Source organism: Dechloromonas sp. ARDL1, assembly GCF_051122455.1.
In the GTDB taxonomy this organism is placed as follows: Bacteria; Pseudomonadota; Gammaproteobacteria; order Burkholderiales; family Rhodocyclaceae; genus Azonexus.
Map to the genome: position 1 here is coordinate 2,576,003 of NZ_CP168939.1, position 23,558 is coordinate 2,599,560.

General features: G+C 60.6%; 30 protein-coding genes. 7 read left to right on the forward strand and 23 right to left on the reverse strand.

All coding sequences use genetic code 11. The annotated features are described in order from the left end of the window. Window positions 1–78 precede the first annotated feature (78 nt). Window positions 79–1,845, forward strand: coding sequence for a type IV pilus assembly protein FimV (locus AB6Q56_RS12610; protein WP_434513520.1), 1,767 nt, complete (start codon window positions 79–81; stop codon window positions 1,843–1,845). 3 nt (window positions 1,846–1,848) lie between these two features. Here AB6Q56_RS12610 and AB6Q56_RS12615 read toward each other — a convergent pair whose 3' ends face one another. Further along, window positions 1,849–2,595: a Nif3-like dinuclear metal center hexameric protein gene (locus AB6Q56_RS12615; RefSeq protein ID WP_434513521.1), complete on the reverse strand. Its 747-nt coding sequence runs from the start codon at window positions 2,593–2,595 to the stop codon at window positions 1,849–1,851. 13 nt (window positions 2,596–2,608) lie between these two features. Here AB6Q56_RS12615 and AB6Q56_RS12620 point away from each other — a divergent pair, with 13 nt between their 5' ends. Both AB6Q56_RS12620 and AB6Q56_RS12625 read left to right on the forward strand, forming a co-directional pair. Then, window positions 2,609–3,763: a Do family serine endopeptidase gene (locus AB6Q56_RS12620; protein ID WP_434513522.1), complete on the forward strand. Its 1,155-nt coding sequence runs from the start codon at window positions 2,609–2,611 to the stop codon at window positions 3,761–3,763. A gap of 8 nt (window positions 3,764–3,771) precedes the next feature. After that, on the forward strand, window positions 3,772–4,578 hold the full coding sequence (locus AB6Q56_RS12625) for a class II glutamine amidotransferase (RefSeq protein WP_434513523.1): 807 nt from the start codon (window positions 3,772–3,774) through the stop codon (window positions 4,576–4,578). A gap of 43 nt (window positions 4,579–4,621) precedes the next feature. Here AB6Q56_RS12625 and tatC read toward each other — a convergent pair whose 3' ends face one another. From tatC to hisB, 10 genes are read right to left on the reverse strand one after another with little or no spacing between them, the layout of a single operon-like run. Next, window positions 4,622–5,437 (reverse strand): twin-arginine translocase subunit TatC, encoded by an 816-nt coding sequence (gene tatC / locus AB6Q56_RS12630; protein ID WP_434513524.1) that lies wholly within the window; start codon window positions 5,435–5,437, stop codon window positions 4,622–4,624. Next, window positions 5,434–5,799 carry a Sec-independent protein translocase protein TatB gene (tatB, locus tag AB6Q56_RS12635; RefSeq protein ID WP_434513525.1) on the reverse strand — a complete coding sequence of 122 codons (366 nt, stop codon included), beginning with the start codon at window positions 5,797–5,799 and terminating at the stop codon, window positions 5,434–5,436. The genes tatC and tatB overlap by 4 nt, the downstream gene beginning before the upstream one ends. Window positions 5,800–5,857: 58 nt before the next feature. After that, the gene (tatA, locus tag AB6Q56_RS12640; protein ID WP_434513526.1) at window positions 5,858–6,088 is read right to left on the reverse strand and encodes a Sec-independent protein translocase subunit TatA; all 231 of its coding nucleotides are present in this window, start codon (window positions 6,086–6,088) and stop codon (window positions 5,858–5,860) included. Between the two features lie 10 nt (window positions 6,089–6,098). Next, window positions 6,099–6,449 carry a histidine triad nucleotide-binding protein gene (locus AB6Q56_RS12645; RefSeq protein WP_434513527.1) on the reverse strand — a complete coding sequence of 117 codons (351 nt, stop codon included), beginning with the start codon at window positions 6,447–6,449 and terminating at the stop codon, window positions 6,099–6,101. Continuing rightward, window positions 6,446–6,772 carry a phosphoribosyl-ATP diphosphatase gene (locus tag AB6Q56_RS12650; RefSeq protein ID WP_150427337.1) on the reverse strand — a complete coding sequence of 109 codons (327 nt, stop codon included), beginning with the start codon at window positions 6,770–6,772 and terminating at the stop codon, window positions 6,446–6,448. The genes AB6Q56_RS12645 and AB6Q56_RS12650 overlap by 4 nt, the downstream gene beginning before the upstream one ends. Then, window positions 6,769–7,107, reverse strand: a complete 339-nt coding sequence (hisI, locus tag AB6Q56_RS12655; RefSeq protein ID WP_434513528.1) for a phosphoribosyl-AMP cyclohydrolase — start codon at window positions 7,105–7,107, stop codon at window positions 6,769–6,771. The genes AB6Q56_RS12650 and hisI overlap by 4 nt, the downstream gene beginning before the upstream one ends. Window positions 7,108–7,163: 56 nt before the next feature. After that, a complete protein-coding gene (gene hisF / locus AB6Q56_RS12660) occupies window positions 7,164–7,922 on the reverse strand; it encodes an imidazole glycerol phosphate synthase subunit HisF (RefSeq protein ID WP_434513529.1) in 759 nt (252 codons plus the stop codon). Next, window positions 7,922–8,674, reverse strand: a complete 753-nt coding sequence (hisA, locus tag AB6Q56_RS12665; protein ID WP_434513530.1) for a 1-(5-phosphoribosyl)-5-[(5-phosphoribosylamino)methylideneamino]imidazole-4-carboxamide isomerase — start codon at window positions 8,672–8,674, stop codon at window positions 7,922–7,924. Before hisA ends, hisF begins: the two co-directional genes overlap by 1 nt. A gap of 34 nt (window positions 8,675–8,708) precedes the next feature. Further along, a complete protein-coding gene (hisH, locus tag AB6Q56_RS12670; protein WP_434517158.1) occupies window positions 8,709–9,314 on the reverse strand; it encodes an imidazole glycerol phosphate synthase subunit HisH in 606 nt (201 codons plus the stop codon). A gap of 47 nt (window positions 9,315–9,361) precedes the next feature. Next, window positions 9,362–9,949 (reverse strand): imidazoleglycerol-phosphate dehydratase HisB, encoded by a 588-nt coding sequence (gene hisB / locus AB6Q56_RS12675; RefSeq protein ID WP_434517159.1) that lies wholly within the window; start codon window positions 9,947–9,949, stop codon window positions 9,362–9,364. A gap of 78 nt (window positions 9,950–10,027) precedes the next feature. Between hisB and hisC the strand changes: the two genes are divergently transcribed. From hisC to AB6Q56_RS12690, 3 genes are all read left to right on the forward strand, one after another. Beyond that, window positions 10,028–11,125, forward strand: a complete 1,098-nt coding sequence (gene hisC, locus AB6Q56_RS12680; RefSeq protein WP_434513531.1) for a histidinol-phosphate transaminase — start codon at window positions 10,028–10,030, stop codon at window positions 11,123–11,125. Between the two features lie 5 nt (window positions 11,126–11,130). Beyond that, a complete protein-coding gene (locus tag AB6Q56_RS12685; RefSeq protein ID WP_434513532.1) occupies window positions 11,131–11,340 on the forward strand; it encodes a hypothetical protein in 210 nt (69 codons plus the stop codon). Between the two features lie 137 nt (window positions 11,341–11,477). After that, window positions 11,478–12,607 (forward strand): IS3 family transposase gene (locus AB6Q56_RS12690; RefSeq protein ID WP_434513533.1). Its coding sequence is split into 2 segments (ribosomal slippage): window positions 11,478–11,727 and window positions 11,727–12,607, totalling 1,131 coding nucleotides; the frame shifts between segments, so codons are not numbered across the junction. Window positions 12,608–12,771: 164 nt separating this feature from the next. Here AB6Q56_RS12690 and ccoG read toward each other — a convergent pair. Further along, a complete protein-coding gene (ccoG, locus tag AB6Q56_RS12695) occupies window positions 12,772–14,151 on the reverse strand; it encodes a cytochrome c oxidase accessory protein CcoG (protein WP_434513534.1) in 1,380 nt (459 codons plus the stop codon). A gap of 167 nt (window positions 14,152–14,318) precedes the next feature. Here ccoG and AB6Q56_RS12700 point away from each other — a divergent pair, with 167 nt between their 5' ends. Then, window positions 14,319–14,825 (forward strand): RrF2 family transcriptional regulator, encoded by a 507-nt coding sequence (locus AB6Q56_RS12700; protein ID WP_434513535.1) that lies wholly within the window; start codon window positions 14,319–14,321, stop codon window positions 14,823–14,825. On the opposite strand, the gene AB6Q56_RS12705 is transcribed toward AB6Q56_RS12700, so the two are convergent. The 11 genes from AB6Q56_RS12705 to AB6Q56_RS12755 all read right to left on the reverse strand — a co-directional run bounded on the left by AB6Q56_RS12705 (window position 14,808) and on the right by AB6Q56_RS12755 (window position 23,540). After that, window positions 14,808–15,326 carry a chromate transporter gene (locus AB6Q56_RS12705; protein WP_434513536.1) on the reverse strand — a complete coding sequence of 173 codons (519 nt, stop codon included), beginning with the start codon at window positions 15,324–15,326 and terminating at the stop codon, window positions 14,808–14,810. The genes AB6Q56_RS12700 and AB6Q56_RS12705 overlap by 18 nt on opposite strands. After that, the gene (locus AB6Q56_RS12710) at window positions 15,323–15,832 is read right to left on the reverse strand and encodes a chromate transporter (RefSeq protein ID WP_434513537.1); all 510 of its coding nucleotides are present in this window, start codon (window positions 15,830–15,832) and stop codon (window positions 15,323–15,325) included. The genes AB6Q56_RS12705 and AB6Q56_RS12710 overlap by 4 nt, the downstream gene beginning before the upstream one ends. Before the next feature lie 65 nt (window positions 15,833–15,897). Then, window positions 15,898–17,199 carry a histidinol dehydrogenase gene (hisD, locus tag AB6Q56_RS12715; protein ID WP_434513538.1) on the reverse strand — a complete coding sequence of 434 codons (1,302 nt, stop codon included), beginning with the start codon at window positions 17,197–17,199 and terminating at the stop codon, window positions 15,898–15,900. Between the two features lie 3 nt (window positions 17,200–17,202). After that, window positions 17,203–17,847, reverse strand: coding sequence for an ATP phosphoribosyltransferase (hisG, locus tag AB6Q56_RS12720; protein WP_434513539.1), 645 nt, complete (start codon window positions 17,845–17,847; stop codon window positions 17,203–17,205). A 46-nt stretch (window positions 17,848–17,893) separates the two neighbouring features. Next, window positions 17,894–19,174: a TRAP transporter large permease gene (locus AB6Q56_RS12725; RefSeq protein WP_434513540.1), complete on the reverse strand. Its 1,281-nt coding sequence runs from the start codon at window positions 19,172–19,174 to the stop codon at window positions 17,894–17,896. Beyond that, the gene (locus AB6Q56_RS12730; protein ID WP_434513541.1) at window positions 19,174–19,656 is read right to left on the reverse strand and encodes a TRAP transporter small permease; all 483 of its coding nucleotides are present in this window, start codon (window positions 19,654–19,656) and stop codon (window positions 19,174–19,176) included. Before AB6Q56_RS12730 ends, AB6Q56_RS12725 begins: the two co-directional genes overlap by 1 nt. A 66-nt stretch (window positions 19,657–19,722) precedes the next feature. Further along, window positions 19,723–20,745, reverse strand: a complete 1,023-nt coding sequence (locus tag AB6Q56_RS12735; protein ID WP_434513542.1) for a DctP family TRAP transporter solute-binding subunit — start codon at window positions 20,743–20,745, stop codon at window positions 19,723–19,725. A gap of 122 nt (window positions 20,746–20,867) precedes the next feature. After that, window positions 20,868–21,074: a cold-shock protein gene (locus AB6Q56_RS12740; protein WP_027457731.1), complete on the reverse strand. Its 207-nt coding sequence runs from the start codon at window positions 21,072–21,074 to the stop codon at window positions 20,868–20,870. Between the two features lie 219 nt (window positions 21,075–21,293). Then, window positions 21,294–22,547: a UDP-N-acetylglucosamine 1-carboxyvinyltransferase gene (gene murA / locus AB6Q56_RS12745; protein ID WP_434513543.1), complete on the reverse strand. Its 1,254-nt coding sequence runs from the start codon at window positions 22,545–22,547 to the stop codon at window positions 21,294–21,296. Continuing rightward, on the reverse strand, window positions 22,540–22,782 hold the full coding sequence (locus AB6Q56_RS12750; protein ID WP_434513544.1) for a BolA family protein: 243 nt from the start codon (window positions 22,780–22,782) through the stop codon (window positions 22,540–22,542). The genes murA and AB6Q56_RS12750 overlap by 8 nt, the downstream gene beginning before the upstream one ends. A gap of 5 nt (window positions 22,783–22,787) precedes the next feature. Next, window positions 22,788–23,540 (reverse strand): ABC transporter permease, encoded by a 753-nt coding sequence (locus tag AB6Q56_RS12755; protein ID WP_434513545.1) that lies wholly within the window; start codon window positions 23,538–23,540, stop codon window positions 22,788–22,790. Window positions 23,541–23,558 lie beyond the last annotated feature (18 nt).

Sequence of the window (23,558 nt, forward strand, 5' to 3'; positions counted from 1 at the left end):
CGTGGAATATTTCACCGCGCACCACGAGCAAAGTGATATTTTTCTCAAAAGCACAAAAAACAAATCACGAGAAGCATCATGACAAGCCAACTGACCCGCATTGTCGCACTTTCCGCCTTGCTCGCCCCATGCATGGCGAACGCCGTCGGTTTCGGGGAAATCACCCTGCACTCGCGCATCGGTGAGGCCCTCATGGCGGAAGTACCGATCATCAACAACAGCGAGGAAGCGCCGGTTGCAGCGTGCTTCTCCATCCTTGCCTTGCGCGGCGCAGACTTCCCGGTCGTCACGGCAGCCAAGCCGCGCCTGATTCGGCGAGGGCAAGCCTACATCCTTCAGCTGATTGGCAATAAGCCGGTCAACGAGCCCATTTTCGCTATCGGCCTGCGCGCCGGATGCGGCTACGACATCGAACGCGAATACGTACTCATGCCGGAAGCCCCGATGGCGCTACCGCAAACCGTGCCACCTCCCGACGTCCAACCATCGGCCGGAAAAGCAGGCCGTAGCACGACCTGGCGGGCCCGCGAAGGAGACACACTGGAAGACATTGTCGACGCCCAGGCACCAGCAACCCCGGCCGAACGCCAGCGCCTGCTGGGGCGTTTGCAAAAAGCCAACCCCGATCTGAGCATCGACCAGCCGCTGAGCGAAGGAACCCGCGTCCGGCTATCGGGACGCCAGCCTCCGTCGCGACCGACAGCGGCAAGCGCGGAGCAAACCCCCCTCCCAGCCACCGCAGCTCAAGCACGCAAACCCCGCCCGACACCGGCAGCTCCACCCATAGCAAGGCCAGGAGGAGCGGATCGCCTGCTACTTGGCGCCCCCCCCGAGGAAAACACCCCCAACAAGCTGGGAAACAACGCGCTCGCTGGCCACACCGAAACCGATGAACGCCTGCTCAAGCTGGAAACCACCCTGCACCTCCTCACCCAGGAGGTAGCCAAGCTGGATCAGGCACTCGACCTGGCCAGCAAGGCCATCGAAGCACAGAACCAGTTGCAACTGGCCCAATCGCTGAAGGCGCCGCCAGCCGCCGGGCCAACGCTCGGCGCCGCACCGTCTGGAACTCTGCCCCCTCGCAGCAACTGGTCCGAGCTGGCAATCAGCGCAGCGGTCGGCGCCTTCATATCTGTCGGCATGGCGCAGTTTCTCGGCCGCCGTCGGCGCTACCCTGGCGAGGAAGAGGTGCCATTGGCATTTTCCGGCTACCGCCGTGAAGCATCCCCGCGCATGGCTGAGCGAGAAGCGGTCCAAGCGCCACAATCCATCACGCCGGAACCACGCCAATCTCCCGAGCCAGTCGCAGAGGACTTCCCCGTTCCCCAGTTGCCCGAATGCGACATTCCCCTGGCGCCGGAACCCGAGGTCATTGAGGCCCGGGACGAGGACGAGCACTCCGTCCTCGCACTGGCCGAGATCATGCTGTCTTTCGGTCGCCTGAAGGGCGCCACGGAAACGCTGGCCGAACACATCGAACAAGCGATGCCGGCCAGCATCGCCCCGTGGAGCATGCTGCTCGACCTCTACCGCCGCGGCGGTATGCGCCCTGAATTCGAAACGCTAGCAGGGCGAATCCATGACCGTTTCAACGTCGAGGTTGCAGACTGGAACGATTCGACCACCCCGATCTCTGGGCTGAAAACACTGGAGGACTATCCTCACATCGTGCAGAAAGCCACACGACTCTGGGGCACGCAGGATGGCGTCGATTACCTGCACGGCCTGGTGCACGACACAAGGACGGGGCTGCGCAATGGCTTTCCACTTGAAGTCGTCGAGGAGATTGCCCTGCTGCTGGGTATCCAGGAAGAAAGCTACGGCCTCAAGCGCCGTGGCAGCTAATCCTCAAACCGGGTTGTCGAGATCGACGAACTCGCAAGCGATGCCGAATTGCCGCCCCAGATGTTCGGCAAGTGCGTGGACTCCATAGCGCTCCGTGGCATGATGCCCGGCAGCCAAGTAGGCAACCCCGCTCTCACGGGCCAGATGGACGGTCTGTTCCGAAATCTCGCCTGACAAATAGGCATCGACCCCCAAGGCAACTGCTTGCTCGAAATAGCCTTGGGCGCCGCCCGAACACCAACCGATGCGGCGAATCGGCTTATTCCCCTCGCCGACCACCAGCGGGGCACGGCCCAGCACACGTGTAACGTCCGCTGTCAGCGTCGCCAGCGCGCACGATTCGGCCAGGCTGCCTAGCCAGGCAATATCCTGCTCGCCGAAGCGCCCCTCAACAGTCCAACCGAGGCGTTGCGCCAACTGGGCGTTGTTGCCCAGCTCCGGATGCGCATCAAGCGGCAGATGGTAGGCGAGAAGGTTGATGTCGTTCGCCAGCAAACTGGACAAGCGCTTGCGCCGGATACCGGTCACGCGGCCATCCTCGCCCTTCCAGAAATAGCCGTGGTGCACCAGGATGGCATCGGCATTGCGCTCGATGGCGACGTCAAGCAGTGCCTGACTTGCCGTAACGCCGGCAACGATGCGGACGATCTCGTCGCGTCCTTCCACTTGCAAGCCGTTTGGGCAATAATCCCGGAACTTTCCGGGCACCAATAGCCCATCCAGATAGTCCACCAGTTCATCACGCTTCATTCGAGACAATTCCATGCAGAGGTTGTGGCTGATTTTTGCACAAACGGTTACGGTTGCGCTCGCCATTCTGTTCGTCGTCTCCACGCTCAAACCCGAGTGGCTGCCTGCCCGCCACGGCGTCGTCGCCCTGACGGAAGCTCCAGCGGGAGGCGATGAAGGCAAGGCCGCGCCCACTGGCTCCTACCGCGACGCCGCACGCGCTGCACTGCCCTCGGTCGTGCACATCTACACGACGCAGGAGATCAAACAGCAGCGGCATCCGCTTTTCGACGACCCGATTTTCCGCCATTTCTTCGGCGACCGCCCCGAAGGCCAACCAAGGCGCAACTCCGGCCTCGGCTCCGGCGTGATTGTCAGCCCTAACGGCTACATCCTGACCAATTTTCACGTCATCGACGGCGCCGACGACATCCAGGTCTCGCTCAACGATGGCAAAACCTACAAGGCCAAGGTGGTCGGCAGCGACCCGGAATCCGATCTCGCCATCCTGCAAATCAAGGCCGACAAGCTGCCGGCCATCACCTTCGGCCAGATCGACAGCCTGCGCGTCGGCGATGTGGTGCTGGCCATCGGCAACCCGTTCGGCGTCGGGCAAACGGTAACCATGGGCATCGTCTCCGCGCTTGGCCGCTCGCATCTGGGCATCAACACCTTCGAGAACTTCATCCAGACCGACGCTGCCATCAATCCGGGCAATTCTGGCGGTGCTCTGGTTGACAGCGAGGGACATCTGGTCGGCATCAATACCGCCATCTACTCGCGTAGCGGCGGCTCGCTCGGCATCGGCTTCGCCATCCCGGCCTCCAGCGCCCGCAGCATCATGGAACAGATCATCCGCACCGGCTCGGTCACGCGCGGCTGGATTGGCGTCGAAGCACAGGAAATCACCCCGGAACTGGCCGAGTCATTCGGCCTGCCGGGTACCGAAGGCTCACTGATCGCCGGCGTCGTTCGCGGCAGCCCCGCCGACACCGCCGGCATTCGCCCCGGTGACATCCTGCTCTCCGTCAACGGCAAGCCGGTCAAGGATCCGCAGGTCATGCTCGACCTGATCGCCGCCCTCACGCCGGACGAGCGTTCGACGTTCCGCCTGCGCCGCGACAAGGGCATCGTCGAGCTTCAGGTCCGGATCGGCAAGCGGCCAACCATGCGCTCCGAGCGAGAGTAAGCCGGAGCATGTGCCAGCTTCTTGGGATGAATTGCAATGTCCCGACGGACATCTGTTTTTCCTTTAGCGGGTTCCAGGTCCGTGGCGGTGGCACCGATGTCCACTCCGACGGCTGGGGCATCGCCTTCTTCGAAGGCAAGGGCACGCGACTCTTCCTGGATCCGCAGCCATCGAGCACATCGCCGGTGGCCGAATTGGTACGTCAGTACCCCATCCACTCGAAGAATGTCATCGCCCACATCCGCAAGGCAACACAAGGCTCGGTAGGGCTGGAAAACACCCACCCCTTCATCCGTGAATTGTGGGGGCGTTACTGGATATTCGCCCACAATGGCAACTTGCTCGATTTTTCACCGGAACTCGACAGCAGCTTCATGCCGGTTGGCCTGACTGACAGCGAACGCGCCTTCTGCTGGCTGCTACAGGAACTGCGCCGCCGCTTCGGCAGCCAGGCGCCGGAACGCAGCCCGCTCTTCGATGCGGTCCATCAACTGACCCTGGAGATCAGCCGGCACGGCGAATTCAATTTCCTGCTCTCGAACGGGGATTGGCTGTTTGCCCACGCCTCGACCAGGCTCAGCCATATCATTCGCCAGGCACCTTTCGCCGAGGCACACCTCAACGACCAGGACGTCACTGTAGACTTCAGCGACCTGACAAATCCAGACGACCGGGTCGCCGTTATCGCGACCCAGCCATTAACGGACAACGAAACCTGGTTCGAGATGCCACCAGGAACGCTCTGGTGGTTCGAGGAAGGCACACCGGTCAAAACCCTGACGACACGCCCGGGCCCCACGAAAAAACCGGCCTGATCAAGGCCGGTTACGGGTTGCACCTGAGACCGCCAATCATCGCTCAGGATAACTTGCGAAACTCCTCTTCTGCCTTGTCCATCTCGGCATCCGTTGCACCCGCCGAGGCTCCGGCAACGCCTGCTTCGTCCTTTTGACGAGGCGAAACCAGACGTGACGCCAGAATACCCAGTTCATAGAGCAGACACATCGGAATCGCCAGCGCCAGTTGCGACACCACGTCCGGCGGCGTCACCACTGCAGCGACAACAAAGGCGCCGACAATGAAGTAGGAACGCCACTCCTTGAGCTTTTCGACGGAGACCATGCCGAGCTTGACCAGCACGACCAGCGCCACCGGCACCTCAAAGGTGATGCCGAAGGCAAGGAACATGGTCATCACGAAAGACAGGTAGGCTTCGATATCCGGTGCCGGCGTGATGCTCTTCGGTGCGAAACTGGCAATGAAACTGAAGACCTGCCCAAAGACGAAGAAGTAACAGAAGGACATGCCGGCAATGAAGAGCAGCGTGCTGGAAATAATCAGCGGAATGCCAAGGCGCTTCTCGTGGGCATACAGGCCTGGCGCAACGAAGCCCCAAGCCTGGAAAAGGATGTACGGCAAGGCCAATATGAAGGCAACCATCGCCGTAACCTTGAGCGGCACCATGAAAGGAGTAATGACGCCGATGGCGACCATCTTCGTTCCTTCAGGCAAGGCCTTGGTCAACGGAGCGGCCAGGATGTCGTAGATTTCGCCCGGTCCTGGGTAGATGCACAGAATGCCCAGCACTACTGCAATGGCGATCAGGCTACGCAGTAAACGGTCGCGCAACTCGACAAGGTGCGAGATGAAAGAATCTTCCTGGTGATCGCTCATGCGCTTGGTTTGCCCGTCGTATCGTTAGCCGGTGGCAGGCCTTCGGCCAGTTTGACGGCGGACTGCAACTCGGCTGCGGCCTCCTGAGCCGGCGCCTCGATGGCCGAACGGGCGGAGTCGTACTCCTTGCGTACCGACTCCTCCATCGCACGGGCAGAGTCCGTGACCTGCGTCTGCAGTTTCTTCAGTTCGTCGAGCTGAATTTCACGGTTGATGTCCGACTTCACGTCGCTGACATAGCGTTGGGCGCGGCCAAGCAGATGACCGAGCGTGCGCGCCACCTTGGGCAGCCGCTCGGGGCCGATGACGATCAGCGCCACGATGCCGATCACCATCAATTCGGAAAAGCCGATATCAAACATAGTTGTTAGTAGTTAGTTACTAGTTTTTAGCTAAAGGCTAACAACTAGCGACCAATGACTAGCCTTTCGTCTTTTCCTTGACCTCGACGTCGATGGTCTGACCGCCGACCTGCTGGGTAGGCTTGGCTTCCTCGGCCGGTTTGTCGGCGTTGGCTTCCTTCATGCCGTCCTTGAACCCCTTGACCGCGCCACCCAGATCCTGGCCAACGTTACGCAGCTTCTTGGTACCGAAAACAAGCATGACGATGACCAGAACGATCAGCCAGTGCCAAATGGAAAAACTGCCCATGATTTGTCTCCTAGATACGTTTCAGCATGGGGCCGACCGGGTCCGGACCGCCCACGATGTGCGCGTGCAGGTGCGGCACTTCCTGCTGCCCCACACGACCTGTGTTAATGATGACCCGGAAACCATCCGGGCTGCCTTGAGCCACCGCAATTTCATTGGCCTTGGCCAGAATTTTGCCGAGAACGAGGGTATCTTCCGCCGTCGCCGTCGCCAGCGAGGTGATGTGTTTCTTCGGAATCACCAGCACATGCACCGGACGAGCGGGATTGATGTCGTTGAAGGCGAGGATATCCTCATCCTCGTAAACCTTGCTAGAGGGGATTTTCCCTGAAACGATCTTGCAGAAGAGACAATCGCTCACTTTTGGCCCCGCGATGCCTTCTCATCGATACCGGAAATCCCTTCACGGCGGCGCATTTCCTGCGACACATCCTCGATACCCATATCATAGAACGCCAGCAGGACCAGGATGTGATAAATCACATCGGTCGATTCGCGAACGATGTTGAGACGCTTGCCATCCTTGCCGGCCATGATCAACTCGGCGCACTCCTCGCCGATTTTCTTCAGGATCGAATCCGGTCCGTCGGCGAACAGCTTGGCGGTATACGACTTTTCCGGATCGGCATGGCGACGGGAGGCCAGCGTCTCGGAAAGACGGTGCAGGATGTCATGCGTGCTCATTGGTAGATTTCCTTCGGGTCTTTCAAAACCGGATCAACAGGAACCCAGCGATCCCCGTTCAACTCATTGAAGAAGCAGCTTTCGCGACCGGTATGACAGGCAATACCGCCCACTTGTTCGATCGAAAGCAGCAGGACGTCGCCGTCGCAATCGGTGCGAATGGCCTTCACTTTCTGGAAATGGCCGGATTCCTCGCCCTTGCGCCAAAGACGCTTTCTTGAACGCGACCAGTATACCGCGTTGCCGCAGGCAATCGTTTCCTGCAGCGACTCGCGGTTCATGTAGGCGAACATCACGACACGACCATTTTGGTCCTGCGCGATGGCAGGAATCATGCCGTCGGCGTCCCACTTCAGGGCCGCCAGCCAATCGAGGGAATTATCGAGATCGCTCACAGACGGACTTCGATACCGCGCTCCGCCATATATTCCTTGGCCTGGCGCACGGTGTATTCTCCAAAATGAAAAATCGAGGCGGCAAGCACTGCGTCAGCGCGTCCCTCGGAAACGCCATCGGCCAAATGCTGCAGGTTGCCGACCCCGCCGGAGGCGATGACCGGAATCCGGACCGCATCGGAAACGCCACGCGTCAACGGCAGATCGAAACCCTTCTTGGTGCCGTCGCGGTCCATACTGGTGAGCAGAATTTCGCCGGCGCCCAGCGACTCGACCTTTTTCGCCCATTCGATGGCATCGAGCCCGGTATCGTTGCGGCCGCCGTGCGTAAACACATGCCATTTGCCCGGCGCGACTTGCTTGGCGTCGATGGCGACGACAATGCACTGTGAACCGACCTTGCTCGAAGCGTCGAACACTAGGTCCGGATTCTGCACGGCCGCCGTGTTCATCGACACCTTGTCGGCCCCGGCATTGAGCAGACGGCGCACATCCTCGACCTTGCGCACGCCGCCGCCGACGGTCAGCGGAATGAAGACCTGCTCGGCGCAGGCTTCGACGATGTGCAGGATGATGTCGCGCTGGTCGCTTGATGCCGTGATGTCGAGGAAAGTCACCTCGTCCGCGCCCTGCTCGTTGTAGCGGCGGGCAATCTCGATCGGATCGCCGGCATCGCGCAGACCGACGAAATTGGTGCCCTTGACGACCCGACCGGCCGTGACATCAAGGCAGGGGATGATGCGTTTGGCGAGCATCAGGCGCCCGCTTTGGGCAACAACTCGTCAGCGAGCTTCTGGGCCGCCGCGAAGTCGAGCGAGCCGTCGTAGATGGCCCGACCGGCAATGGTGCCGACCACGCCCTCGCCTTCGACCGCGCACAGCGCCTTGATGTCATCCAGGTTGGACAGGCCGCCGGACGCGATGACCGGGATGGTCAGCGCCTGCGCCAGGCGTACGGTGGCTTCGATATTGATGCCCGACAGCATGCCGTCGCGGCCGATATCGGTGTAGATGATCGACTCGACGCCGTAGTCCTCGTACTTCTTGCCGAGGTCAACCACGTCGTGGCCGGTCAGCTTGGACCAGCCGTCGGTCGCCACCTTGCCGTCCTTGGCATCGAGGCCAACGATGATGTGTCCGGGGAAGGCGACGCAGGCGTCGTGCAGGAAACCGGGGTTCTTGACCGCTGCGGTGCCGATGATGACGTAGCTAAGACCGCCGTCGAGGCAGGCCTCGATGGTGTCGAGGTCGCGGATACCACCGCCGAGCTGGACCGGGATTTCGTCGCCCACCTCGGCCAAGATGGCCTTGATCGCCGCCGCGTTCTTCGGCTTGCCGGCGAAGGCGCCGTTCAGATCAACCAGATGCAGGCGACGTGCGCCTTTGTCCAGCCAGTGTCGCGCCTGATCGGCGGGACTTTCGGAAAACACGGTGGCCTGTTCCATCAGGCCCTGCTTCAAACGGACGCACTGCCCGTCCTTGAGGTCAATCGCAGGAATAATCAGCATGGGAGTCTAGGAGAATAAATTCGACGACAGCGAATCAAGGGTGCCATTCGACAAAGTTTTTCAGCAATTGCAAACCGTCGCGGGCGCTTTTCTCGGGGTGGAATTGGACCGCGAAGATATTATCCCGCCCCACCGCACAGGTAAAGGGGACGCCATATTCGCAAGTGCCGGTCACCAATGCCGCATCGGCAGGCTGCACGAAATAGCTGTGCACGAAATAGAAGCGGGCGCCATCGGTGATGCCGCGCCACAGGGGATGCGGAACCTGGCGCACCTCGTTCCAGCCCATATGCGGCACCTTCAGGCGTTCGCCGGTGGGTAGAAACATTTTTTCATCGGGGAAGCGGACGACATTGCCGGGAAAGACCCCGAGCGCCGGCACGTTTCCTTCATCGCTGTGCTCGAACAGCATCTGTTCGCCGACGCAGATGCCGAGGAAAGGTTTTGCGCTGGCCGCTTGCAACACGGCGGCGCGCAGGCCGCGGCCGTCGAGCTCTGCCATGCAATCGGGCATCGCCCCCTGACCGGGAAAAACAACCCGCTCCGCCGCGGCCACCACGGCCGGATCGGCCGTGACGACGACCGGCTTGCCGTTGGAAACATGCTCCAGCGCCTTTGATACGGAACGCAGATTGCCCATGCCGTAGTCGATGACGGCGATGGCACCGTCGACCTTGCCACCAGCGCTCACAGCGTGCCTTTCGTCGACGGCATGGCGCCGGCCATGCGCGGATCGGGCGTCACCGCCATGCGCAGGGCGCGACCGAAAGCCTTGAAGATAGTCTCGGCCTGGTGGTGGGCGTTCTTGCCACGCAGGTTGTCGATGTGCAGCGTCATGCCGGCGTGGTTGACCAAGCCGTGGAAGAATTCGGAAACCAGATCGACATCGAACTGGCCGATCATCGCCCGCGTGAAGTCGACGTTAAGTTCCAGTCCGGGACGGCCGGAAAGGTCGATCACGACACGCGACAGCGCTTCATCGAGCGGCACGTAGCTGTGGCCGTAGCGGGTCAGGCCCTTCTTGTCGCCCCACGCCTTGGCCAGCGCCTGGCCGAAGGTGATACCAATGTCCTCGACGGTATGGTGCGCGTCGATGTGCAGGTCGCCCTTGGCATCGATATCGAGATCGATCAGGCCGTGGCGGGCAATCTGGTCGAGCATGTGGTCGAGAAAGGGCACGCCGGTGGCGAATTTGCCTTGGCCGGTGCCATCGAGATTGAGACGCACGGTGATCTGCGTCTCCAGGGTATTACGGGTAACTTCGGCTTGCCGCATGAGGGTTGGCTGCAAAACGTTGAATCGGAAGGGCATGATACCATTTCGTCCTGATTTTCCGCTTTCCGTGAATTCCCCATGAGCCGCTTCTGGAGCCAGGTCGTCCGCGACCTCACCCCCTACGTCCCGGGCGAGCAGCCCAAGATCGCCAACCTGATCAAGCTGAACACCAACGAGAACCCCTATCCACCCTCGCCCAAGGCACTGGCTGCGATCCAGGCGGAACTCGGTGATGATGCGGCGCGCCTGCGCCTCTACCCGGACCCCAACGCCGACCTGCTCAAGCAGGCCGTAGCCCGCCGCTATGGTGCCACGCCTGACCAGGTCTTCGTCGGCAACGGCTCGGATGAGGTGCTAGCCCATGCTTTCCAGGCACTGCTCAAGCACGATGCCCCCATCCTGTTCCCGGACATTTCTTACAGCTTCTACCCGGTGTATTGCGGGCTGTATGGCGTCGATTATCGTACCGTGCCGCTGGCGGACGATTTTTCGATCGATCCGGCCGACTACTGCCCCTCAGGGGGACTTCCTTCGGGGCGCGGCCAGCCGAACGGCGGCATCATCTTCCCCAACCCGAATGCACCGACCGGCCGCCTGCTCGCGCTTGACGCCATCGCCGACATTGCCCGCGCCAACCCGGACTCAGTGGTCGTCGTTGACGAGGCCTACATCGATTTCGGCGGCACGACCGCCATTCCGCTAACCCGCCGCTTCGACAACGTGCTGGTCGTCCACACCCTATCCAAATCCCGCTCGCTGGCCGGGCTGCGCGTTGGCTACGCGATTGGGCACCCGGCACTGATCGAGGCACTGGAGCGGGTCAAGAACAGCTTCAACTCCTATCCACTGGACCGCTTGGCCATCGTCGGCGCCGTAGCTGCCATCGAGGACGATGACTGGTTCGCCGCGTGCTGCGGCAAGGTGGTTACGACACGCGACGCGCTGACCGCCGATCTGGCCAGCCTCGGATTCGAAGTTCTGCCCTCGGCGGCCAATTTCATCTTCGCCCGGCACCCGCAACGCGACGCAGCCGAACTGGCCAAGGCGCTGCGCGAGCGCAGCATCATCGTCCGCCACTTCAAACTGCCGCGCATCGAGCAGTTCCTGCGCATTACCGTTGGCACCGATGTCGAGTGCCAGGCACTGGTCGCAGAGCTGCGCGCGATACTCGCCTGAAGCCCATGGAAACTATCTGGAAACGCCCCGACGGCAGCATCGTCGCCTGTACCGAGAAGATCAAGGTCTTGCGCGAGAACCTTGAAGAACTGCGCCAAATGGCGCAGGACGCCTTTGAGGACGCGCTGCTTATGGAGTGCGACGAAAACCAGATTAGGGCTGTTTTTCAGGATCTGATAACCGGTCTCGAAAATCCCTACCAGCAGGATCGCTAGGGTCTACCGGAAGAGAGCCGCCGCAGCCATTTTCCGCGCCCGAAACAGAGAGCCGGCCCCGGAAAATCGGACAGTAGGATAAGTGATAGCCTTGCTTCACCCACGGCCGCGTAGCGGCTTGAATGAGGAGCAAGAGCATGACGAGAAGGAAGCGGCGGAATCACTCGCCGGAATTCAAGGCCAAGGTGGCGATCGCTGCCTTGAAGGGCGACAAGACGCTGGCTGAACTGGCGCAGCAATTCGATGTGCATCCGAACCAGATTACGGACTGGAAGATGCAACTGCTGGAACGTTCGTCGGTTGTGTTTGGCGAGAAGCCGGCGAAGGAAATAGGACCGGACATCCAGACCATGCAGGCCAAGATTGGTCAGCTGACGTTGGAGAACGATTTTTTAGAAAAGGCGCTCACCAAGGCGGGCATGCTGAGCGCAAGAAGATGATTGACCGCAATCACGACCTGCCAGTGGTCCGGCAATGCCAGATTCTGGCGTTGGCACGGTCGACGGCCTACTACACGCCGAAACCGACCTCAACCGAGGAATTGGCGCTGATGCGCCGGATGGACGAATTGCATCTGGAGTTCCCATTCGCCGGAAGCCGGATGCTGCGCGACCTGCTCAGAAATGAGGGGCAGCCCGTCGGCCGCAAGCGGATCCGCCGGCTGATGCGGCAGATGGGCATCGAAGCCTTGTATCGCAAGCCGAACACCAGTCGTCGGCATGCGGCCCACCCGATTTATCCCTACCTGCTGCGCAACCTGAGCATCGAGCGGCCCAATCACGTGTGGGCGACCGACATCACCTACATCCCGATGCGCCGAGGCTTCGTCTATCTGGTCGCCATCGTTGATTGGTACAGTCGCCGGGTTCTGGCCTGGCGTTTATCGAACACGCTGACCACCGACTTCTGCCTCGAGGCATTGCAGGAAGCGATAACGCGTTACGGCACGCCGGAAATCTTCAACACCGACCAGGGCAGCCAGTTCACCAGCAGCGAATTCACCGGGCAGCTCAAAGCGAACGGCATTCGTATCAGCATGGACGGCAAGGGTTGCTGGCGTGATAACGTCTTCGTCGAGCGCCTCTGGCGGACCATCAAGTACGACGAGGTGTATCTCAAAGCCTATGAGTCCGTATCCCACGCCAAGGCGAGCCTGGGGCAGTTCATCACGTTCTACAACAGCCGGCGGCCTCATCAGGCATTTGCCGGCAAGACACCGGACATGATTTACTTCGCCGGCTTGCCGCAGGAACCCCTCGCCGCATGAAACCCGCGTTACCCACCGCGCCGGCCGCCTACGGTCTGAACGGACCTTCGGCAACCGTCACCGTGGATAACGCTACACCCGCAGGGCTCCACTTATCACCGTCGAAAATCTGTCCAAACAGCCGGGTCCTGCTCTCAGCGCACGCCGACGATTACGAGAGGCGACTATGGCATCCAGAATCGGGCTGACTCGGTAGCCGCCACTGCAGGATCAGCCACGTCCTCTACCCTGACGCGAATGTTGTGAGCGCCAGCGCCGACGGCGCCCTGTTCAAGCGACAGGACCAGCGCAGCTTCACCAATGGCCGCGGCAGGGACCGACACCTCCTGCGCGTCGGCAATGCGCAGACCCGGCAGTCCATCAACGGAAATACGGTAGCGACGAGTCTGTTCACTGGCATTGGTCAGCAACAAGGTATAGCTGTTCTCGATGCTGCCGTCTGCTGCCTCGCGCGACATCGCAGCCCGATCGCGGATCACCGACACCTTGAGCGGCACCTTGGTCGCCAGGGACCAGGCGGTGGCAAAGGATACCGACAGGAAGATGGCCAGATAGATGAGAACCCGGGGACGAAAGGCACGCCGGATAATCTCGCCCCGCGATGCCTTCATGAGCACCGCATTCTCGGTTGAATAGCGTATCAACCCCCTGGGATAGCCCATCTTGTCCATGACCTGATCGCAGGCATCGACACACGCAGCACAGCCAATGCATTCGAGTTGCAAACCATCGCGGATATCGATGCCGGTCGGGCATACCTGGACGCAAATGCTGCAATCGATGCAGTCGCCCAGTCCAACCGAGCGCGGATCGGCGCCTTTCGCCCGCCCGCCACGCGGGTCACCGCGCTCCTTGTCGTAGGTGATGTTCAACGTGTCGCGGTCGAACATCACGAACTGGAACTGGGCGTAGGGGCAGATGTACTTGCACATGTGCTCCCGCAGAAATCCGGCATTTCCGTAGGTGGCGGCACCATAGAACAGTACCCAGAAAATTTCCCAGGGGCCGAGGGAAAAGCTGCTCACGCTCGACAGCAGATCGCGAATGGGCGTGAAATACCCGACAAAAGTCAAACCAGTCCATAGCGACAGGCTTAACCACAGGGCATGCTTGGTGGTTTTGACCGCCATTTTGCGAGGAGACCACGACGCGGCATCGAGCTTGATCCGCTTGGGGCGATCCCCCTCCACCAAGCGCTCTATCCAAAGAAATATCTCGGTATAAACCGTCTGCGGGCAGGTATATCCGCACCACAGGCGTCCGGCGACCGCCGTGAAGAGAAACAGTGCCAGAGCTGAAAGCGCCAACAGAATGGCAAGGTAGATGGTGTCCTGCGGCCACAAGACGAAGTCGAACAGGTAAAAACGGCGGGCTTCGAGATCAAAAAGAACCGCCTGCCTGCCGTTCCAGGGCAACCAGCACAAGCCGTAAAAAACGAGTTGGGTGAACCCGACCATGACCCAGCGCCAGCGTTGGAAATATCCCTTGATTGAGCGCGGATAGACCTTCGCATCGACATCGAGCGCGGGTTTTATCTCGATCACTCTTTTACTGAGCTTGTTCTCTGGGAGCATTTGGGGGTTGGCACAGCCGTAACGAGTCGGGATAGACTGCCAAAAGCGTACCACGGGGCAGCAAAATAAGATGTATATTTTTTACATCTTTAATGTGGCAACACCCAAACACATTTCGTATCAACAGGATGGCACCTATGCACCTGAGCACCTTCACCGACTACACGCTACGCGTATTGATGTATCTGGCCATCGCCCAGGACCGCCTGGCAACGATCGCCGAACTCGCCAACGCTTACGGCGTTTCGCAAAACCACCTGATGAAAGTTGTGCACCAACTGTCCAGGAACGGAATCGTCGAATCGGTGCGCGGCAAGGGCGGCGGCATCAAGCTGGCGCGTCAGCCTGATCAAATACGTCTGGGGAGCATCATTCGCGCCAGCGAAGGCGACGCCCCCATCGTCGAGTGCTTCTCGGCGGAAAAGAACGGGTGTCGCATCGCCCCGGCCTGCCGCCTGAATCGCATACTTGACCAGGCTTTTGACGGCTTGTTCCAAGCTCTGGATGCCTACACGCTGGCCGACTTGACAGGCAACGATCAAGAACTGGCCGCACTGATGCGGCTGAGCACGCCGCCTAGTCGTACGCCCTACGAATCACCAGGAAAAGCAACACACCCGGATTGTTCAGACCCAACCCGATAGGCCAATCGCCCCGCCCAGGACAATTAGCCACAGCGGATGCAGTTTTGTCTTCAGATTGACGAAAACCGTCGCTCCGACAATAAGCCAAGCCGCCCACCCAAAAGCGGCTGCCTGCGCGATCAGCGTGGCTCCCGAAAAGATTAGCCCGACGGCAAGCGGTGCCACCCCCAGGCTGATCGCCTTTTGCCAGCGGGCACCCGAAAATCCCTCCCAACGATCGATCAGGAGGTAGATGGCCATGCTCATCGGCAGGCACATCGCCACGGTTGCCGCCAGCGCCCCGGCCAAGCCGGCAACATGCCAACCGATCAGCGTAACGACCAGAACATTCGGCCCGGGTGCCCCCTGAGCAATGGCGTAAAGATGCGTAAAGGTGGCATCGTCCATCCAGTGATGGTTTTCAACCACCACGCGATGCATCTCCGGCAACAGCGCCGTCGCACCACCGAAGGCGACGCATGACAGCAGGGCGAACTCGAAAAACAGGATGACGGCGATCACGAGCGCCCCAGCCTGACGTACGCCAACCCGCCGGACAGTACCAACCCCGCCAGCATGACCCAAGGCATGGGCCAGCGCAGCCAGGCAATCGCTGTCACAACGAGAACCGAGAAAGGCAGGAAGACGGCCTTGCTCTTGATGGCAAGCCCCATACGCCACGCCATGGCGAACAGCAAACCGCAACCGACGGCGGCGATCCCGCGCAACATGTTTTGAATAACGGGCAAACTACCGTAGCGCTCATAGAGCATAGCCAGCACGAACACGATAAGCATCGGCCCGGCAAGGAGGCCAACCGGCGCGACAATGGCACCCAGGGCACCTTGATAGCGCTTGCCGACGACGACAGCCAGATTGACCACATTCGGCCCGGGCAGAAACTGGCACAGGCCGAGCAGCGCGTTGAATTCCTCAGCCTTCAACCATTGCCGCTCCTCGACCAGCATGCGTCGCGCAAAGGGCAGCACACCGCCGAACCCCGAGAGACCGACCGCTGAAAAGGCCAAAAAAAGCGCCCGGAGGTCCGGGCGATTTTGGGATTCGTGCGTTGCTGCGGCAGACAAGGGGGTTCTCAGTTTTCCAGCCGGAACTCGGCCGACTTGGCATGCGCCGGAAGGCCTTCACCCTGCGCCAGCGTCGAGGCGATCCTGCCCAGTGTTTGCGCCCCCGCCTTCGACACCTTGATCAGGCTGGTCCGCTTCTGGAAGTCGTAGACACCGAGCGGCGAAGAGAAGCGGGCAGAACCGGAGGTCGGCAACACGTGGTTCGGGCCGGCGCAGTAATCGCCGAGCGATTCCGACGTGTAGTGGCCGATGAAAATGGCACCGGCGTGGTGAATCTGGGCAACCCACGGATCGGGATCGGCCAGCGCCAGTTCGAGGTGTTCAGGGGCGACGCGGTTGGCGATGGCGACCGCCTCTTCGACATCGCGCACCAGAATGAAGGCGCCGCGGTTGGTCAGCGAGGTTTCGATCACTTCACGGCGCGGCATGGTCGGCAGCAGCTTTTCGATGCTGGCCTGCACCCGGTCGATGAAGGCGGCGTCGGTGCAGATCAGGATGGATTGCGCCAGTTCGTCGTGCTCGGCCTGCGAGAAGAGATCCATTGCTACCCAGTCCGGGTTGCCCGAACCGTCCGACACGACCAAAATTTCGGACGGGCCGGCGACCATGTCGATGCCGACGATGCCGAATACCCGGCGCTTGGCGGTGGCGACGTAGGCGTTGCCGGGGCCGACGATCTTGTCCACCTGCGGCACGGTCTGGGTGCCGTAGGCCAGCGCGCCGACGGCCTGGGCGCCGCCCATCGTGAACACGCGGTCGACGCCAGCCAGGCAGGCTGCCGCCAAGACCAGCTGGTTATGCTCGCCGCCCGGGGTCGGGACGACCATGATCAGTTCCTTGACGCCGGCGACCTTGGCCGGAATGGCGTTCATCAGCACCGACGACGGATAGGCCGCCTTGCCGCCCGGCACGTAGAGGCCGACGCGATCAAGCGGCGTGATCATCTGGCCGAGCATGGTGCCGTCGGCCTCGGTGTAGGACCAGCCTTCCATGCGCTGGCGTTCGTGGTAGGCCTTGATGCGGCCGGCCGCGGCTTCCAGCGCAGCACGGCGCTCAGCCGGCAGGCCGTCGAGGGCCTTCTGCAATTCGCCTTGCGACAGCTCCAGTCCGGCCATCGAAGTAGCGCTCAGCCGGTCGAACTTGTTGGTGTACTCGACGACGGCCGCGTCGCCGCGCGCCTTGACGTCGGCCAGAATGCCGGCGACGGTGCGCTCGATGCCTTCATCGGCGGCCGCCTCGAAGGCGAGCAGCGCATCCATTTGGGCCTTGAAATCGGCCTCAACCGTAGAAAGGCGCTTGATGGCGACCATGGTTTACTTCTCCACCGCCTGGGCAAAGGCGTCGATAATCGGTTGCAGGGTTTCGCGCTTGACCTTCAGCGAGGCCTGATTGACGACGAGGCGCGAGGAAATGTCCATGATGTGCTCGCAGGCGACCAGCTTGTTGGCCTTCAGCGTGCCGCCGGTCGATACCAGATCGACAATGGCGTCGGCCAAGCCAGCCAGCGGCGCCAGCTCCATCGAGCCGTAAAGCTTGATCAGATCGATATGGACACCCTTGGCGGCGAAATGCTCCCGTGCTGTCTTGGTGTACTTGGAAGCCACCTTGAGGCGGGCGCCCTGGCGGACGGCATTCTCGTAGTCGAAACCTTCGGGGATGGCGACCATCATCCGGCACTTGGCGATCTTCAGATCGAGCGGCGCGTAGAGGCCCTCGCCGCCGTGCTCGATCAACACATCCTTGCCGGCGACGCCGATGTCGGCGGCCCCATACTGGACGTAGGTCGGCACGTCGGTGGCGCGAACGATGACCACCCGCACCTTCGGCTGGTTGGTCTCGATGATCAGCTTGCGGGAGGTTTCCGGGTTCTCGGTCGGCACGATCCCTGCTGCGGCCAGCAGCGGCAGGGTTTCGTCGAAAATGCGGCCCTTGGACAGGGCGATGGTGATGGTCGTCACGGGAAGGCTTGCTAAAAAGGCGAAAGCGCCATTTTAGCAGAGCCCCTTACAGATACCCGAGGTGACGCGGCAACCAGAGGGCCAGATCGGGCACAAACGTTACCAGGAACATCGTTCCAGCCATCGCCGCCACCATCCACAACACCCAAGGCACGGTCGACTCCATCGACACGCCGGCCATCCGGCAGGTCACCATCAGGTTCACACCGAGCGGCGGGTGGAACTGGCCGAGCGCCATGTTCATCGTGATGATGACGCCGAACCACACCAGATCCCAGTTGAAGTGCATGGCGATCGGCACCAGCAGCGGCAGGAAGATGAAATAGATCGAAATGGCGTCGAGGAACATGCCGGCGATCAGCAACAGCAGTTGGATGCTGAGCAGCATCGGGATTTCGGAAAGCCCGGTACCGAGTAGTGCCGCCGCCAGATGGTCGAAGGTGCCGAGGGTGTTGCTGGCCCAGGCGAAGACACTGGCCAGCGCAACGACTGTCAGGATCACCGAGGAAATTTCAGCCGACTCGACCAGCACGTTGTAGATATCTTTCCAACTGAGCGTGCGATAGATGACGGTACCGACCAGCACGCCGTAGAACACGGCAACCACCGCCGCTTCGGTTGGCGTGAAGAAGCCGCTGCGCATGCCTCCAAGGATGATGACCGGAGCCGCCAGGCCCCAGCCGGCCTCCCTCAGGCTCTGCCAGAATGGCGGGCGCTCTTCTTGCACATCGGCCTCAAAGCCATGCTTGACCGACAGCCACCAGGCGACCAGGATCAACGTCAGGCCGGACAGGATGCCGGGAATCATGCCGGCCGCGAACAGCGCCGGCACAGAGGCCTGCGGCACGAGCAGGCTGTAGATCACGAAAGCGATGGACGGTGGAATCAGGATGTCGGTCGAACCCGCGGCGGCAATGACGCCCGCTGTGAAGGAGCGCGGATAGCCGGCCTTGATCATGGACGGCAGCATCACTGCGCCGACCGCCGCGGAATCGGCCGGCCCGGAACCGGAAATGCCGCCCAGGATCATCGCCACCAGAATGGCGACAATGGCCAGACTACCGCGCCGTTGGCCAACCAGCGCCGAAGCGAAACGAACGATGGTCGCCGCCACGCCTGCCTTTTCGAAAATCAGGCCGGCGATGACGAATACCGGAATGGCCATCAGGGGATATTTGGCGATACCGGTATAGACGTTGGTCGGCAGTGACAACATGCCGAAGTCGGCAATCGCCACGACCGCCACCCCGGCCAGCCCCATGGTCACCGCTAGCGGCACGCCGGAGAACATCAGAACGATGAAAATGCCGAACAGTATCCAGTCCATCACCTTCCCCCTCGCCACAACACGGCCAGCAAACGGAAGACGATGAGTATCGAGAGCAGCGGCAGCCAGACGGTATACCACCATTGCGGCACCCCAAGCGACGGCGAAGTTACCTCGAAACTATAGTCATCCCAGGCCATCAGCACGCCATACCAGGCGAGCAGCCCGAACATAAGCAACGAGCAGAAAGCAGAAAAACGACGAGCCGCGCCGTACAGGGCCGGCTTGCGATCGACGAAAAAGCTGATGGCAATATGATGGTTGCTGGCAAAGGCGTGCGATGCCCCCACGAGTGTCATCACCACCAACAACGCCACGGAGATTTCCTCGGTAAAGGCGAAGGAAATATCGGTGAAATAGCGGACCAGTACGTTAGCCATGGTCAGTAGGCACAACACCCCCATCGAGGCGGCCATCAAAAAACGCTCGACGGCGCCCAGCGTCAGCTTGCCGCTCGAGGCGGCCTTGTCGGATTCAGACATGGATCACTTCTAGAAATACAAAAACGCCGCACCAACCCCTGTCAGCGCGGCGAGAAAAAGACAGGCTCAGCGCTTGGCGATGGCCGCTTCGGCCTTCTTGACCAGATCGGCACCAATGGTTTTCGACCATTTGTCGTACACCGGGCGAGTGGTCTGAACGAAGGCATCGCGTTGGGCCGGAGTCAGCTGGGTGACGGTCACGCCAGCAGCCTCGATCTGCTTCAGCACGGCATTGTCGTTGCCGGCAATCCCCTTGCGCGCCTTCTCGACGTTCTCGCGACCGGCCTGCAGCGCAGCTTGGCGCACCGCCTCGCGGTCGGCTGGCGTCCAGCTGTTCCAGACCTGTTTGTTCACCACGAAAATCAACGGGTCGGCAACGTAATGCCATAGAGTCAGGTATTTCTGGCCAACCGTCGGCAATTTGGCCGCAACAAACACCGACAGCGGATTTTCCTGACCGTCGACCGCGCCGGAAGCCAATGCCGGTTGCGCATCGGCCCAGCTCATCTGGGTCGGATTGGCGCCCAACGCCGAGAAAGTCTCGTTGTACAGGGGCGAACCCACGACGCGGAATTTCATACCCTTCATGTCGGCCGGTGACGCAATCGGACGCTTGGAGTTGGACATTTCGCGGAAGCCATTTTCGCCCCAGGCTAGCGGAATCACGTCGCCGCGTTTTTCCAGCACGGCGAACAGGTCCTTGCCGACCTCACCCTGGGTCAGTGCGTCAATCGCCTTGTAGTCCGGCATCAGGAAAGGCAGCGAGAAGAGGTTCAACTCCTTGATCTGCGGCGACCAGTTAATCGTCGAGCCAATCGACATATCGATCACTCCCTGGCGAATGGCCGTGAATTCACGCGTCTGTTCGCCGCCGACTAACGAGTTGCCGGAATAGAGCTTGATGTTGATGCGACCTTGCGTCTTCTCCTTGACCAGCTCGATCCAGCGCTCACCTGCTTGCCCCCAGGTAAAGGCTGTGCCCAGCGTAGTCGACAAGCGATACTCGGCGCGATAGGTTTGTGCCTGAGCGGTGGCGGCGCCCAGCATGGCCGTGGTCACGGCAGCAGCGATAAAGGTTCTGCGCAACATCGGTTTCTCCTCATTCTTGCGGGGAAAAGGACCGATTATGGGGGCAGCTCATGCCATGCGCAACCGAACGTAAACGCAAAAAAGCCCGGCGAGCCGGGCTTTTCGCGATTCAGCAGGACGACTTAGTCGGCCTTCTGGATGTTCGCGGCTTGCTTGCCCTTCGGGCCGGTAACGATATCGAAGGTAACCTTCTGGTTTTCGACCAGGGTCTTGAAACCGTTGCCTTGAATTGCGGAGAAGTGGGCGAAGAGGTCTTCACCGCCGCCGTCCGGAGAGATGAAACCAAAACCCTTAGCGTCGTTGAACCACTTGACGGTACCAGTTGCCATTTGTAGCTTCCTTGGAAAAGATTGAAAAAATTACGAGAGCCAAGACCGAGGAGCTGACAAACCGATTACGGTGCAGGAACAACACACTGCCTGGAAATCCCGAAGTTCGGAGTATGTAGCAGCATTTCGAATACGCCAAGCATTTTTTTCATTTCCGAATGCCACTCAGCCTGGAAGATGAAATTTCAGCGACAAAACAAGCCCTCCCCAGCCTGGGAATCAATGTACCCGCTTGACCGATGCCCCCAGCTTGGCCAGCTTTTCCTCAATCCGTTCATAGCCGCGATCCAGATGGTAAATGCGGTCGATCAAGGTCTCGGCATCTGCCACCAGAGCGGCAATCACCAGCGATGCCGAGGCGCGTAGATCGGTCGCCATCACGGTCGCCCCTTCCAGCCGCTCGACACCACGCACGATGGCATTGTTGCCTTCGATCTGGATATTGGCCCCCAGGCGCATCAATTCATTGACGTGCATGAAGCGGTTTTCGAAGATGGTTTCGCGGATGGTCGCCACCCCGTCGGCAACACAGTTGATAGCCATAAACTGGGCTTGCATGTCGGTCGGAAAAGCCGGGTACGGTGCGGTACGCAGGCTAACCGCCTTCAGTCGCTTGGGTGCGACCAGGCGAATGGCGTCACGTTCGACGGTAATGTCGCAGCCTGCATCCATCAGTTTGTCGACGACAGTATCGAGGTAGGCTGCCGAGGTTTTCAGCAGACGAATATCGCCGCCCGTGACAGCCGCAGCGCACAGGTAGGTTCCTGTCTCGATTCGGTCCGGCATGATGGCATGCGTCGCGCCATGCAGCTTGTCGACGCCTTGAATGCGAATGACGTCGGTGCCTGCGCCGGAAATGCGGGCGCCCATCGCAATCAGGCAGTTGGCCAGATCGACCACCTCCGGCTCACGGGCGGCGTTCTCGATGATCGTTTCGCCTTCTGCCAGGCAGGCAGCCATCATCAGGTTCTCGGTACCGGTCACGGTCACCATGTCGGTACAGATGCGAGCCCCCTTCAGACGGGTCGCCTTGGCATGGACATAGCCCTGCTCGACCTTGACCTCGGCGCCCATGGCCTGCAGGCCCTTGATGTGCTGATCCACAGGGCGGGCACCGATGGCGCAGCCACCAGGCAGCGAGACGCGTGCTTCGCCGCCACGGGCGACCAATGGACCGAGCACCAGGATCGAGGCACGCATGGTCTTGACCATCTCATACGAGGCGACCGGGTTGTTCAGGCCGCCGCCGTTGAGCACCAATCCATCCACACCGTCCATGGTCACGCCGACGCCCATGTCGCCGAGCAGGCGAAGCATGGTCGAAATATCGTTCAAGTGCGGCACATTGGTGAAATGCACCGGCTCGGCGGTGAGCAGCGAAGCGCACAGGATGGGTAGCGCTGCATTCTTGGCTCCGGACATGGCCACTTCGCCGGTGAGGACCTTGCCCCCTTCAATCAACAACTTATCCACGCTGGGTGCTCCATTCTTCCGGGGTGAGGGTTTTGAAGGAAAGGGCGTGCAATTCGCCGGTCGCCAGTTTTTCCTTCAGGGTTTCATACACGCGCTGCTGGCGCTGCACACGGCTCTTGCCGATGAATTCGCTGCTCACAACAATGGCCTGGAAATGCTGGCCGTCGCCATCGAGTTCGAGAAAATCGCAGGCCATGCCGGCCAGGATCAGTTGCTTGATATGTTCGGGGTGCATCTTGGTCAGGCCCTAAGCTTCCAGCCTCGCTTCAGCAGGTTCAGTGTCCCCCAGGACACGCCTGCGAAACAGGCAACGACGACCAGCAGGCTGGTTTCGGGCGCAACATCCGAAACGCCAAAAAAGCCATATCTGAAGCCGTCGATCATGTAAAAAACAGGATTGTAATGCGACACACCCTGCCAAAATGTTGGCAAGGTGTAAATCGAATAGAAAACGCCCGACAACATGGTCAGCGGCATGATCAGGAAATTCTGGAAGGAAGCCAGTTGATCGAACTTTTCCGACCAGATGCCGGCAATCATGCCGAGCGCACCGAACAGGGCGCCGCCGAGCATGGAAAAAACGATGATCCAGAGCGGCGCCACCACCTTCAATTCGACGAACCAAACCGTCGCCAGCAGTACGCCAAGCCCGACCATCAGTCCACGCAACACCGCCGCCAGGACATAGGCGGCAAAAAAGGCCCCGTAGGGAATCGGCGGCAGCAACACGAAGACGATGGAGCCGGTGATCTTGGCCTGGATCAAGCTCGACGAAGAGTTTGCGAAGGCGTTTTGCAAGACCTGCATCATGACCAGGCCGGGAATCAGAAAGCTGGTATAGCGAACACCGTGCACGGTCACGTGATCATCCAGAACGTGCCCAAAGATCAGTAGGTAAAGCAGCGCCGTCAGGACCGGCGCAGCGACTGTCTGGAAAGCCACTTTCCAGAACCGCAGGAATTCCTTTTCGAGCAGGGTCAGGAAGCCGATCATGACTGCAACGTCCTGACG